Below are 12,916 nucleotides of genomic sequence, written 5' to 3' on the forward strand. Positions count from 1 at the left end.
TGACCCGTGGTCGACGTCGCACACGTCATCCCGCGTTCGCCCGACGATCCTCCGCCGCCGCCACCGTGGTGGCGGCGGCCCCGGGTGATGCGGCCCCTGGCCGGGGGCCTCGCCGTTGCCGCCGTCGTGGGGGGCGGGCTGTGGGCCTGGCAGCCGTGGCGGTCGTTGGAGATCGCGCAGAGTGCCTGCTGGTCCGCGCTGTCGAGGGACGACCTGAAGCCGCTGGCCGGGCGGTACGGGAAGGTGTACGAGACCGTGCCGCGGGCCCGGATCCAGACGCCGACCGCGCCGGACGAGCCCGGGATCCGCAGTACCGACTGCCGCGTCGTCTGGAATCCGGACGACGGCTCCGGGGGCTTCCTCCTCGAAGCCCGGGTCGCCCCCGCCTGGGACGGTGTCGACGCCGACCGCGCACGGGACACCGGGCAGCACCACGCCGTCGTCGACCTGGACTTCGGCCCCGGCGCGGTGGGGCTGGCCGGCGGCGACCCGGATCACCCCGTCCGGCTCTACGTGCGGTGCGACTTCCAGGTCCCCACGGCGGACAAGCCCGACCGCAAGGCCCCGCCGTACGTCCGCGTCGAGGTCGGTGGCGAACCGGTCGACGGAGTCTCCCCGGCCAAGGCACGCCAGGCGTACGCCGATGCCGCGTTGAAGATCGCCCGGGTCGCCGCCGCCGAGTACCAGTGCACCAACCAGGTGCAGCTGCCCAGCGCCGCCCCGGCCGTGCCGGCGCTGCCGAAGGAGAAGGCCGATGGCTGAGCGTCCGCGCCGCCGCGGAGTCCTGCCGATCGCGCTCGGCGCGGCGGTGCTCGTGGCCGGGGTCGGCGGCGGGCTCTGGTACGTCAAGCCCTGGCAGGGGGTGGACGTGCCGCAGAGTGCCTGCTGGAACGCGTTCACGCACGACGACCTCGCCACGCTGTCCGGCAAGGGCCACAAGACCCTCGCCTGGCAGGACGAGAAGGCGCTCACGGACCGGGAGTACCCCCACGACCCCGCCTGCAATGTCAGGTGGAAGGGCGACAGCTCGCTGAGCCACGCGGTCGCGAACATCGCCACCCGGATTCGCGACGAGAAGTTCCAGCGGGCGAAGACCAAGGCCGAGGCGACGGGCTGGGAACCGAACCTTCCCGTGTCACTGGACTTCGGCCCGGGAGCCCAGGGCTGGTTGTTCCACGAGGGCACCGTGCAGCTGCTGCTGCGCTGCGACTACCTGGAGCAGAACGGACAGCCGTCCAGTTGGCCGTACCGCGAGATCACGATCACCGGCGACCGCTGGTCCTCGGACACTCCTGTCACCGAGGTCCACCGGATCCGGATCGCCGCCGCCCTGCGCACCGCGAAGGCGATCGTCCGCGCCCAGGGCTGCACGAACGCGCCGCAGCTGGCCGAGCAGCCGCCCACCGCTCCCTTCTGACCCGTCAGTCGCTGCCCCTCGGGTGGCCTCGCCGGTCATCCGCTCCGGCGGCTGTTCGGGAGTGCTCCCGAACAGCCGCCGGAAGAGGCGGTCAGAGCGGCAGGCTCTGCCAGGGGTCGAAGGTGGTGGGGGTGGTGGCCGTGCGGAGGTACACCCGGCCGTCGGTGCCGATGGCGAAGAGGTGGAGGACGCCGGTGCCGTCGGTGAGGGCGGCCGGGTGGTCGAGGACGGTGCCGCCGAGGTCCTGCCAGGGGCCGTAGCCGCTGTCGGGGGCGGTCTGGGCGGTGGTGCTGACGCCGCCGGCGGCGTTGCGTTCGAACAGGACGACGCGGCCGGCGAGGGTGGCCGTGGCCGGTTCGCCGACGCCGCCGTGGCCGCCGAGGGGGGCCGGGGTCCGGCTCCACGGTCCGCCGGGCCGGGTCTGGTAGCTGACCAGCACCGCGCCGGTGCCGACCTCGCGGTAGGCGAGTTCGATGCGGCCGTCCTGGTCGAGGGCGGCCTTGGGCGGGCTGGCCGGGCGGGCGTCCGGGATCGGGTCGGGGCCGGTGATGGCGCCGTTCGGGGTGCTCTGGTGCCAGCCGAGGACGGCGGTGCGGGTGGCGGCGAACACCTCGATCGCCCCGGCGCCGTTGCGGATCGCGGTGACCGGGTCCTGGAGGTCGGTGCCGCCGAAGTCCGTCCAGGTGCCCGTCCACACGCCGTTCGGGGTGGTCTGCCGGATGCCGCTGAGGCCGCCGCCGCCGTTCTTGACGAAGAGTTCCAGCCGCCCGTCCAGGGAGTTGGCGACGGCGGGTACGCCGACCTGGTCCTCGTTGCCGAGTCCGGTGTTGGGGTTGCCGTGGTCGGCCCAGCTGTCCCACCAGCGGCCGTTGGGCACGGCCTGCGGCAGGGAGAGGAGGTGGTGGTCGGTGAGGCGGCGGGCGAAGACCTCCAGTCGGCCGTCGGCGTTGGTGCCGACGGCGATGCCGGGGGCGATCCGCCCGCCGGGGTCGGCCATCCGGAGCGGGCCGCCCCAGCTGCCGTCGGCCTGGCGCCAGTAGGTGTGGAGGGCGCCGGCCCGGACGACGAAGACCTGCGGGCGGCCGTCCTGGTTGAGCCCGGCCCAGGAGGTGCCGCGCGACCAGCGGTAGTACATCCGGGAGAACCAGAGGGCGGAGTAGTTCCCGTCGGAGTGGTCGTGGCCGGCGTACTCGGAGAAGTGGACGCCCTTGGCGCCGGCCGTCGCCGGGTCGAGGTTCACCGGGGCGTCGCCGATGTTGTAGTCCCGGTAGTTCACCTGGATCAGGTTGCCGCCGTAGAGGCCGGCGGCCTGGCCGGCGAACTTCGCGGCGGCGACGTGGTCGGAGTGGTCGCCGGAGTAGCGGCGGTCCGGGAGTTCGTCCTGGGCCCGGAGCACGGTCGGCCGGTAGGTCGCCATCAGCTGGCGCAGTACTTCGACGACGTCCGCGGCCGTGTAGGTGGACGGCCCGGACAGCGGGCTGTCCTTCGGGACGACGGTGGTGTCGGTGCCGCCGTTCAGCACGCCGCCGAGCCGGGCGTCGTGCAGGTTGAGGAAGATCAGGTGCACCGGCCGGCCCTTGAGGACGTACCGTTCGACCTGCTTGCCGGCGACCGTCCAGGCCTCGGCCGTCCAGTGGCCGACCTCGTCGGTGGCCGGGTCGGTGTCGCCGACCCCGGTCATCCGGGAGTAGGCGTTGACGGCGCCCATCTGCCGGTTCCAGGTGCGCAGCGGTTCGCCGGCGGTGTCCCAGCAGACGGTGGAGCACGGGTCGCCGGTCGCGTTCCCCGCGGTGACGAAGACGGTGACGGACGGCGTGCCGTCGGCGAGGGCGTTGGAGAGGTCCGGGTTCATGAAGAGGATGTCGTCGTCCTCGTGCGCGACGATCTGCATGAACAGCGGTCCGGAGCCGGTGGCCGCGGCTCCGGGTACGGCTGCGGCTCCGGGTTCGGCCGCGGCCGCGCGGGTCGCCGTCGCCTTGGTCAGGACGGGTGCGGCGAGGGCGGTGAGCGCGACGGAGGCGAGGAGTTGTCGTCGTCCGATTGCCATGGGATCCCCCAATTCGAGATCGGGACGTGAGCATGCCAGAAGGAGGTTAACCCATCCCCGGGTCCACAATGCCGTGCGCCGCATTCCGTGAACGTGTCGTACTGGAAAGACAGTTGACGCACGCTCAAACGTCTTCGCCCACTTCCTTCCCGGTATCCTCGTTTCCGGACGAACCCGTTCCTCCGTCGAGCCGCACACCCCGGCCGACCACGGCGTTTCCCCCGTTCCCGCCGGTTTCCCTCCGCTTTCCCGCCGGTCCGCCGCACGGTTTCCCACCGGCTTCCCACCGGCTTCCCACCGGTTTCCCCCTGGTCCACCGCGCGCTTTACCGCCGGTCCGCCGCGACGCCCCGGAGCGGGACGGACGCCCCGCCGCCGTCCCGCACCGCCTGATCGACGTCCGCGGAATCCCCTCCGGCCCTCCCCTCGCGGCACCGGGCTTTGCCCGGGGTGGCGGCGAGCAGGCAAGATAGCCGGGTGACCCTCCTTGATCTGATGCCGAAGCCCGCCACCCCCGACGCGCTGTACGAGACGTTCGCAGCCTGGTCGGAGGAGCGCGGGATCACGCTGTACCCGGCACAGGAGGAGGCGCTGATCGAGCTGGTGTCGGGGAACAACGTGATCCTCGCGACGCCGACCGGGTCGGGCAAGAGCCTGGTGGCGGCGGGGGCGCACTTCGCCGCGCTGGCGGAGGGGAAGCGGACCTTCTACACCGCGCCGATCAAGGCGCTGGTCTCGGAGAAGTTCTTCGACCTGGTGAAGATGTTCGGCACCGAACAGGTCGGCATGATGACCGGCGACGCGAGCGTGAACCCGACCGCGCCGATCATCTGCTGCACCGCCGAGGTGCTCGCCCAGATCGCGCTGCGCGACGGCACCCGGGCGGACATCGGCCAGGTGGTCATGGACGAGTTCCACTTCTACGCGGAGCCGGACCGCGGCTGGGCCTGGCAGATCCCGCTGCTGGAGCTGCCGCAGGCGCAGTTCCTGCTGATGTCCGCGACGCTCGGCGACGTCCGCCGCTTCGAGGAGGACCTGACCCGCCGCACCGGCCGGCCGACCACGGTGGTGCGCAACGCGACCCGCCCGGTGCCGCTGTTCTACGAGTACCGCCGCACCTCGATGCACGAGACCCTGGAGGAGCTGCTGCAGACCGGCCAGGCGCCGGTCTACGTCGTGCACTTCACCCAGAAGGAGGCGGTGGACCGGGCCCAGTCGCTGATGAGCATCAACATGTGCTCGAAGGCGGAGAAGGAGGCCATCGCCGACCTGATCGGCGGCTTCCGCTTCACCACCAAGTTCGGCCGCAACCTGTCCCGTTACGTGCGCCACGGCATCGGCGTGCACCACGCGGGCATGCTGCCGAAGTACCGCCGGCTGGTCGAACGCCTCGCCCAGGCGGGCCTGTTGAAGGTCATCTGCGGCACCGACACGCTCGGTGTCGGCGTCAATGTGCCGATCCGCACGGTGCTGTTCACCGCCCTGTCCAAGTACGACGGGCAGCGCGTGCGCATCCTGCGCGCCCGCGAGTTCCACCAGATCGCCGGCCGGGCCGGCCGGGCCGGCTTCGACACCGTCGGCCAGGTGGTGGCCCAGGCGCCGGAGCACGTGATCGAGAACGACAAGGCGATCGCCAAGGCCGGGGACGACCCGAAGAAGAAGCGCAAGGTCGTCCGGAAGAAGGCCCCGGAGGGCTTCGTCGGCTGGACCGAGGAGACCTTCGACAAGCTGATCGGCGCCGACCCGGAGCCGCTGGTCTCCCGGTTCAAGGTGAGCCACGCGATGCTGCTGTCGGTGATCGGCCGCCCGGGCAACGCCTTCGAGGCGATGCGCAAGCTGCTGACCGACAACCACGAGGACCGCGCCGCGCAGCGCCGACACATCCGCACCGCGATCGCCATCTACCGCTCGCTGCTGGAGGGCGGCGTGGTGGAGCGGCTGCCGGAGCCGGACGCCGAGGGCCGGATCGTCCGCCTCACCCTGGACCTCCAGGAGAACTTCGCGCTCAACCAGCCGCTGTCCACCTTCGCGCTGGCCTCCTTCGAACTGCTCGACCCGACCTCGCCCTCGTACGCGATGGACGTCGTCTCCATCGTCGAGGCGACCCTGGACGACCCGCGCCAGATCCTCGCCGCGCAGCAGAACAAGGCCCGCGGCGAGGCCGTCGGCGAGATGAAGCGCGACGGCATCGAGTACGAGGAGCGGATGGAGCGGCTCCAGGAGATCACCTACCCGAAGCCGCTGGAGGAGCTGCTCACCCACGCCTACGAGGTGTACCGCCGGGCGCACCCGTGGATCGGCGACCACCAGCTCCAGCCGAAGTCGGTGGTCCGCGACCTGTACGAGCGGGCGATGACCTTCTCGGACTACGTCGGCTTCTACGAGCTGGCCCGCACCGAGGGCATCGTGCTGCGCTACCTGGCCGGCGCGTACAAGGCGCTGGAGCAGACCGTCCCCGAGGACGTGAAGACCGACGACCTCAAGGACGTCATCGCCTGGCTCGGCGAGCTGGTCCGCCAGGTCGACTCCAGCCTGCTGGACGAGTGGGAGCAGCTCGCCAACCCGACCGAGCCGCAGGCCGCCGAGGTGCGGCTGGACGACAAGCCGGCGCCGGTCACCGCCAACGCCCGCGCCTTCCGCGTCCTGGTGCGCAACGAGATGTTCCGCCGGGTCGAGCTGTGCGCGCTGGAGCACTACGAGGAGCTCGCCGACCTGGACGGCGAGTACGGCTGGGACGCGGACCGCTGGGCGGACGCCATGGACGGGTACTGGGAGGAGTACGACGACCTCGGCACCGGCCCGGACGCGCGCGGCCCGAAGATGCTGCTCATCGAGGAGGAGGACTCCTCCTGGCGGGTCCGGCAGATCTTCGACGACCCGGAGGGCGACCACGACTGGGGCATCAGCGCCGAGGTCGACCTGTACGGCTCGGACGAGGAGGGCCGCGCGGTGCTGCGGGTGACCTCGGTGGACCGGCTCGGCGGCTGAGCCGGGGCCTGAACCGGCTGTACGTCGACGCCCCCGGAAGCTTCGGCTTCCGGGGGCGTCGTCACGTCAGAACGGGCCGCTGTCGCAGCCGGGGAGCGCCGTCACATCCAGGCGAACGGCGAGCCCGCCGCGTAGGAGAGCGCCCGGGTGGCCTCGTCCAGGGTCTGCTCGGTGCTGGGCGCCGCGCCGGTGGCCGGCTGGCCGGGCGTGGTCGGCGCCCCGGTGCCGCTCGGGGCGGAGCCCGCCGGGCGGCCGTCGCCGGGCCGCGAGCTGGTGACGGTCACGTAGTGCCCGACCGCCTCGACCCGCGGGTCGCCGCCCTGCTTGGCGCCCGGGGCCTGGACGGGGCCGGTGGTGGTGTCGGCGAGCATGAAGGCGACCGCCCCGGGCTTGGTCCGCAGGGCGTCGGCGGCCCTGGCGGCGGAGGGCTGGTCGGGGAAGCGCAGCAGGGTGACGCTGCTGAGCACCGGGTGGTCCTGGCCGCTGAAGCTGACGGTCAGGTAGCCCTGGCAGCCGGTGTCCTTCAGCGGGTCCTGGCCGCGGTCCTGGAGCACCTCGACGCAGTTCTCGCCCTGCCGGACGCCGTTGCGCCGCGCCTTGAAGGCGCCGACCTCGACCGGCCGCTGGGCGGGGAAGAGGTTGTCGACGTTGAGGGCCTCGGGGTCGGTGCGCGGTGGCGGGGCGCCCACCACGCGCGGTGTCGCGGACGAGTCCTTGGTGGACGGGCCGAGCCCGGGTATGTAGTCGCCGGGCATCGGGCGGGTGATGAGCCATCCGCCGGCCGCGACCACTCCGACGACGACGATCCAGCCGGCCGCTCGACGGCCCGTCAGCCGGCGGCCCCGCCTGAGGTCCGTCCCCCCGTCGGTGTCGGCGCCCCCGCCGGTCCGCTGCCCTGCCCGGTCGTCCCGGCCTTCTCCCGGAGTCGGGGTGTGCTCCCCCTGCGTGGTCATGGCGCAGATTCTAAGCACCCCCGGCGTGGCGTGGATCACGGGGTCGGGGGTTGTGGATCATCGTCCGCCGGAGGCCGCCACCGGCCCGCCACCGGCCCGCCGCCGGTCGGCCGCCGACCGTCCGGCACCCCGCTCGCCATCCCGATCGCTACCGGCCGGTAACCGGAGGTCCGGCCCCGCGTCAAGCTCGTGACCAGCGGCGGAACCGTGACCTTCGACACTGTGGCAATCGGCACATCCTCACACCGATCTTCTGGCGGGTTTGCTCTGGCGCCGCTCGATCGCCACCAGGCAGGATCGCCCCATGGATCTGCTCGATACCCTCACCGCCAAGGGCCTGCGCGGCGAAGTCCCGACCCGCGAGGAGGCCCTGGCCGTCCTCGCCACCACCGACGACGAGCTGCTCGACGTGGTCGCCGCCGCCGGCAAGGTGCGCCGCCGCTGGTTCGGCCGCCGGGTCAAGCTCAACTACCTGGTGAACCTGAAGAGCGGGCTCTGCCCGGAGGACTGCTCGTACTGCTCGCAGCGGCTCGGGTCCAAGGCCGAGATCCTCAAGTACACCTGGCTCAAGCCGGACCAGGCCGCCGACGCCGCCCGCGCCGGGGTGGCCGGCGGCGCCAAGCGGGTCTGCCTGGTCGCCAGCGGCCGCGGCCCGACGGACCGCGACATCGACCGGGTCACCGACACCATGGCCGCCATCAAGGACGCCGACCCCGAGGTCGAGATCTGCGTCTGCCTCGGCCTGCTCTCCGACAACCAGGCGGAGCGGCTCAAGGCGGCCGGCGCCGACGCCTACAACCACAACCTCAACACCTCCGAGGGCACCTACGGGACCATCACCAAGACCCACACCTACGCGGACCGGGTCGACACGGTGCAGAAGGCGCACGGCGCCGGGCTGTCCGCCTGCTCCGGCCTGATCGCCGGCATGGGCGAGAGCGACGAGGACCTGGTCGACGTCGTCTTCGCGCTGCGCGAGCTGGGCTCGGACTCCGTCCCCGTCAACTTCCTGATCCCGTTCGAGGGCACCCCGCTCGCCAAGGAGTGGAACCTCACCCCGCAGCGCTGCCTGCGCATCCTGGCGATGGTCCGCTTCGTCAACCCGGACACCGAGGTACGGATCGCCGGCGGCCGCGAGGTGCACCTGCGCTCGATGCAGCCGCTCGGCCTGCACATCGCCAACTCCATCTTCCTCGGCGACTACCTGACCAGCGAGGGCCAGGCCGGGCAGACCGACCTCGACATGATCAAGGACGCCGGCTTCGAGGTCGAGGGCGCCGGCGAGGCCACCCTGCCGCGCCACCGCGCGGACGTCGCCGAGGCCGCCCAGGCCGGCCACGCCTCCGGCGGCTGCGGCAGCGCGGCCTCCGCGTGCGGCAGCGGCGGCGGCTGCGGGCCGTGCGGCGGGCACGCCCACGCCCCGTCCGCACCGGCCGGGGAGGCGTCCGAGGCATCGGACGACGAGCTCCGCGGCGACCTGGTGAAGGTCCGCCGCCGCGGCGCCGGCACCGAACTCGCGCCCAACGCCTGACAGTTCCGACTCCTCCGGAGAACGCACCATGCTCCAGCCGCCCGTATCCGCGACCGACCTGCTCGCCCTCGACCGCGCCCACGTCTGGCACCCGTACGGGCCGATGCCCGGGACCGTCACCCCGTACGTGGTCGAGTCCGCCTCCGGAGTGCGGCTGCGCCTGGCCGAACCGGTCGCGGGCGGGCGGCGCGAGCTGGTCGACGGGATGTCGTCCTGGTGGGCGGCGATCCACGGCTACCGGCACCCGGTGCTGGACGAGGCCGTGCGCGACCAGCTGGGGCGGATGAGCCACGTGATGTTCGGCGGGCTCACCCACGAGCCCGCCGTCCGGCTGGCGGCCACGCTGGTGGAGATCACCCCGGAGCCGCTGCGGCACGTCTTCCTCGCCGACTCGGGCTCGGTGGCCGTCGAGGTCGCGATGAAGATGTGCCTCCAGTACTGGCAGTCCACCGGGCGGCCGGCCAAGCGCCGGCTGCTCACCTGGCGCGGCGGCTACCACGGGGACACCTTCCACCCGATGTCGGTGTGCGACCCGGACGGCGGGATGCACCACCTGTGGGGCGGGGTGCTGCCCGGCCAGCTGTTCGCCCCCGAGCCGCCGGCCGGGTTCGACGCCCCGCTCGACCCGGCGTACGCGGCGCGGTTCGAGGAGCTGATGGCCCGGCACGCCGACGAGCTGGCCGCCGTCATCGTCGAACCGGTGGTCCAGGGCGCCGGCGGGATGCGCTTCCACTCGCCGGCCTACCTGCGGATGCTGCGCGACCTGTGCGACCGGTACGGGGTGCTGCTGGTCTTCGACGAGATCGCCACCGGCTTCGGGCGCAGCGGCGCGCTGTTCGCCGCCGACCACGCGGGCGTCTCGCCGGACGTGATGTGCCTGGGCAAGGCGCTGACCGGCGGCTACCTGACGCTGGCCGCCACGCTGTGCACGAGCGAGGTCGCCGACGGGATCAGCCGCGGCGAGGTGCCGGTGCTCGCCCACGGGCCGACGTTCATGGGCAACCCGCTGGCCTGCGCCGTCGCCAACGCCTCGCTGGAGCTGCTGCTCGGGCAGGACTGGTCGGTGGAGGTCAAGCGCATCGAGTCCGGACTGGCCGAGGGCCTCGCGGCCGCGGCCGGACTGCCGGGCGTACGGGACGTACGGGTCCAGGGCGCCATCGGCGTCGTGCAGTTGGACCACCCCGTGAACGTCCCGGCGGCGACCGAGGCGGCGGCGCGCGAAGGCGTGTGGCTGCGGCCCTTCCGGGACCTGATCTACACCATGCCCCCCTATGTGACGGAGGACGAGGACGTGGCACGCATCGCCGCCGCCGTGACCGCCGCGGCGGTGTCCGGATGAACGCGCGCATCCTGTTCGTGACGGGGACCAACACCGACGTCGGCAAGACCGTCGCCACCGCGGCCGTCGCCTCGGCGGCGCTGCGGGCCGGGCGGAAGGTCGCGGTGCTCAAGCCGGGGCAGACCGGCGTCTCCCCCGATGAGCCCGGGGACGCGGCCGAAGTCCGGCGCCTGGCAGGCGAACTGACGATTCGTGAGCTGGTGCGCTACCCCGAGCCGCTGGCACCCGACACCGCGGCCCGGCGGGCCGGGATGCCGTACCTCTCCCCCGCCGAGGTGGTGACCGAGGTCGCCGAACTGGCCGCCACCCACGACCTGGTGCTGGTGGAGGGCGCGGGCGGACTGCTGGTCCGCTACGACGACGAGGGCCGCACCCTCGCCGACCAGGCCCGGGCGGTGCTCGACGCCGGGCTTCCGGCCGAGGTGCTGCTGATCGCCTCCGCCGGACTCGGCACGCTCAACATCGTCTCCCTGACGGCGGAGGCCCTGGCGGCCCGCGAACTCCCCCTCGCGGGCGTGCTCGTCGGCTCCTGGCCCGCCGAGCCCGGCCTTGCCGAACGCTGCAACCTCGCCGACCTCCCCCGCTCCGCCGGCGCCCCCCTCCTCGGCGCCCTCCCGGAACGCGCGGGCCGCGCCGAGGACTTCGCCGCCCTCGCCGTCACCGCACTCGCCCCCGCACTCGGCGGCACCTGGAACGCGGAGCAGTTCGCGCACGCCCACCGGCCCGACTAGGCCGGGCCTCGTCGAGGGCGCGAAGCCGATCCCGGAACCTCCCGCGGTACGGCTGTCGGCCCAGTGCCGCTCCAGTGCGCCACCTGCCCGATCACAAACCCGTCAGTTCCGTCAACGAGGCGATCACCCGGATACCCGCGTCCACGGCACCGGGCCCTCGGGAAACCGAGCGGTCCAGCCAGATGGCCCGCAACCCTGCGTCCTGCGCTCCGACCGCGTCCTTCTCGTAGTCGTCACCCACGTAGGCCACCTCGGCGGGCGCCAATCCCAAGGCCTCGCAGCCCGCCAGGAAGATGCTCGCCGCCGGCTTGGCGGCACCGTGCTCCCGGGAGCAGACCAACGGCTCCGTGAAGTAGCCGAGCAGCCCGATCGCTTCCAGCTTCGCGCGCTGGTGCGCGGTCACCGAGTTCGATACGACACCGAGTCGGAATCGACCCGCCAACGCGCCCAGCGTCGGTTGAGCATCGTCGAACGCCCGCCGGACCGCATCCCTCCGTACCGCGTAGCTCGCGAACCACGCCGTAGCCGCCTCGTCCGTCACCTCGAGTGCGCCGACCACCCCGGCCTGGGCGAGGAATCGCCGTATTCGTTCGGCCTTCTGGGCGGCGAACGTCAACTCGCCGCTCAGGAAGCGCGGGTACTCCTCCTCCCTGACTTCCCGCCACACACGCAGCGCCTCCGCCGGCGACTCGAACCGGTCGGAGAGCTCTTCGGCCACCAGGTGTTCGTGAAGACCGAACTCCTCGGCCTTCTCGTAGTCGTACAGGGTTCCATCGACATCGAACAACACTCCACGGATCGTCATGTCGATCATTCTGGCGGAACGCGCTGGCCGCGCCGAGGACTTCGCCGCCCTCGCCGTCACCGCACTCGCCCCCGGGTTGGGCGGCGGCTGGGATGCGGAGCACTTCGAGGGCGCGTACCGGCCCGATTGGGGCCCGCTTCGCTCGAAGGGGTGATCCCGGCTTCCGCCACTGTCGGAAGCCGGGATGGCTCAATACCGTTCTTCCATGACAGACGGGCTCACCGCAGACGAGGCCCTGCGGGCCTTGGCCGCCCTGGAGGCGGCGTTCAAGGACGACGACGAGGCACTGACCGCCCTGGCGGCGAGCGGGCCCGGTGAACGGCCGCTCCCGGCGCTGGTCGCCGCGTACGGCGAGCACGCCATGGACACCCTGATGGCGCTCGCGTTCGGGCTGCGCGCCACCATGAGCGACGAGGAGATCGCGGAGATCTCCGACGCCGTCAGTTCCAACATCGGTGCCCGGATGAGCGCCCTGCTCACCCAGACCCTCAAGGCCTGGGGCACCCTGGCGCCGGCGGAGGACCTCCCCGTCATCAAGATCATCGCCCACACGGTGATCGACGCGATGCGGGCCGTCACCGAGGACCCCAGCAAGACCGAAGTCCTGCCCCTGCTCGCCACGTTCCGCAGCTACGCCCTCAACGGCACGTGAGGGACGGGGAATTCGGCGCGGGCTTCGAGACGACTCGAAGCCCGCGCTGCTATGCACGTACTCTCATCCAGCCCGCCACGAGCATGAACGCGCCCGTCGAGGCGGCGAGGAAGACGAGGACGAACACCAGGGCGCTCGCCACCGGCGGTACGCGCTCGGGAATCAGCAGGAGGACCGATGCCGCGAACACGAGGCTTCCGGCGGTGATGACGCCGGCTCCGGCTACGGCCGCATACCTCTGCGGAGGACGACGACCAGCCGCTCGATGACGTCCGGCCGGGCGGCCCCGAGGTCGATCAGAATGACGCCGGTGGCCTTGGCCGAGCGCCAGTCGATGCCGAGGGACGGGAGTTTCACGTCGGCGGCGTTCAGGACGGCCTGGAGGTCGTCGAGGACGTCGGCCGCGGCGCGACGGTCCTCCGCCGTGATCTTGTCGATCATGCTGCTCATGGGG

General features: G+C 72.4%; 12 protein-coding genes. 8 read left to right on the plus strand and 4 right to left on the minus strand.

Annotated elements, in window-relative coordinates:
- Nucleotides 1-6: 6 nt before the first annotated feature.
- Entirely contained in the window at nucleotides 7-762 is a 756-nt protein-coding gene (locus ACWDCZ_RS00950) for a hypothetical protein (RefSeq protein ID WP_449814863.1), read from the plus strand.
- Nucleotides 755-1,417 carry a hypothetical protein gene (locus ACWDCZ_RS00955; RefSeq protein WP_449814864.1) on the plus strand — a complete coding sequence of 221 codons (663 nt, stop codon included), beginning with the start codon at nucleotides 755-757 and terminating at the stop codon, nucleotides 1,415-1,417. Before ACWDCZ_RS00950 ends, ACWDCZ_RS00955 begins: the two co-directional genes overlap by 8 nt.
- Nucleotides 1,418-1,508: 91 nt before the next feature.
- Here ACWDCZ_RS00955 and ACWDCZ_RS00960 read toward each other — a convergent pair whose 3' ends face one another.
- Nucleotides 1,509-3,464: a PIG-L family deacetylase gene (locus ACWDCZ_RS00960; RefSeq protein ID WP_449814865.1), complete on the minus strand. Its 1,956-nt coding sequence runs from the start codon at nucleotides 3,462-3,464 to the stop codon at nucleotides 1,509-1,511.
- A 494-nt stretch (nucleotides 3,465-3,958) separates the two neighbouring features.
- On the opposite strand from ACWDCZ_RS00960, the gene ACWDCZ_RS00965 reads away from it, so the two are divergent.
- Nucleotides 3,959-6,451: a DEAD/DEAH box helicase gene (locus ACWDCZ_RS00965; protein ID WP_369808340.1), complete on the plus strand. Its 2,493-nt coding sequence runs from the start codon at nucleotides 3,959-3,961 to the stop codon at nucleotides 6,449-6,451.
- A gap of 101 nt (nucleotides 6,452-6,552) precedes the next feature.
- On the opposite strand, the gene ACWDCZ_RS00970 is transcribed toward ACWDCZ_RS00965, so the two are convergent.
- Entirely contained in the window at nucleotides 6,553-7,404 is an 852-nt protein-coding gene (locus tag ACWDCZ_RS00970) for a hypothetical protein (protein WP_143204601.1), read from the minus strand.
- A gap of 304 nt (nucleotides 7,405-7,708) precedes the next feature.
- Here ACWDCZ_RS00970 and bioB point away from each other — a divergent pair, with 304 nt between their 5' ends.
- From bioB to bioD, 3 genes are read left to right on the plus strand one after another with little or no spacing between them, the layout of a single operon-like run.
- Nucleotides 7,709-8,935 (plus strand): biotin synthase BioB, encoded by a 1,227-nt coding sequence (gene bioB, locus ACWDCZ_RS00975; protein ID WP_375873610.1) that lies wholly within the window; start codon nucleotides 7,709-7,711, stop codon nucleotides 8,933-8,935.
- Between the two features lie 28 nt (nucleotides 8,936-8,963).
- The gene (locus tag ACWDCZ_RS00980) at nucleotides 8,964-10,274 is read left to right on the plus strand and encodes an adenosylmethionine--8-amino-7-oxononanoate transaminase (RefSeq protein WP_416874033.1); all 1,311 of its coding nucleotides are present in this window, start codon (nucleotides 8,964-8,966) and stop codon (nucleotides 10,272-10,274) included.
- Entirely contained in the window at nucleotides 10,271-11,005 is a 735-nt protein-coding gene (gene bioD / locus ACWDCZ_RS00985) for a dethiobiotin synthase (protein WP_449814866.1), read from the plus strand. Before ACWDCZ_RS00980 ends, bioD begins: the two co-directional genes overlap by 4 nt.
- A gap of 91 nt (nucleotides 11,006-11,096) precedes the next feature.
- Here bioD and ACWDCZ_RS00990 read toward each other — a convergent pair whose 3' ends face one another.
- A complete protein-coding gene (locus ACWDCZ_RS00990; RefSeq protein WP_449814867.1) occupies nucleotides 11,097-11,810 on the minus strand; it encodes an HAD family hydrolase in 714 nt (237 codons plus the stop codon).
- Between ACWDCZ_RS00990 and ACWDCZ_RS00995 the strand changes: the two genes are divergently transcribed.
- Together ACWDCZ_RS00995 and ACWDCZ_RS01000 are read left to right on the plus strand one after the other, a co-directional pair.
- The gene (locus ACWDCZ_RS00995; protein ID WP_449814868.1) at nucleotides 11,809-11,964 is read left to right on the plus strand and encodes a hypothetical protein; all 156 of its coding nucleotides are present in this window, start codon (nucleotides 11,809-11,811) and stop codon (nucleotides 11,962-11,964) included. The two genes, ACWDCZ_RS00990 and ACWDCZ_RS00995, sit on opposite strands and share 2 nt — an antisense overlap.
- Before the next feature lie 51 nt (nucleotides 11,965-12,015).
- Entirely contained in the window at nucleotides 12,016-12,462 is a 447-nt protein-coding gene (locus ACWDCZ_RS01000) for a hypothetical protein (protein WP_049653015.1), read from the plus strand.
- Nucleotides 12,463-12,684: 222 nt separating this feature from the next.
- Here ACWDCZ_RS01000 and ACWDCZ_RS01005 read toward each other — a convergent pair whose 3' ends face one another.
- On the minus strand, nucleotides 12,685-12,912 hold the full coding sequence (locus tag ACWDCZ_RS01005) for a hypothetical protein (protein ID WP_049653014.1): 228 nt from the start codon (nucleotides 12,910-12,912) through the stop codon (nucleotides 12,685-12,687).
- Nucleotides 12,913-12,916: the final 4 nt, after the last annotated feature.

The organism is Kitasatospora sp. NPDC001225 (assembly GCF_053597855.1).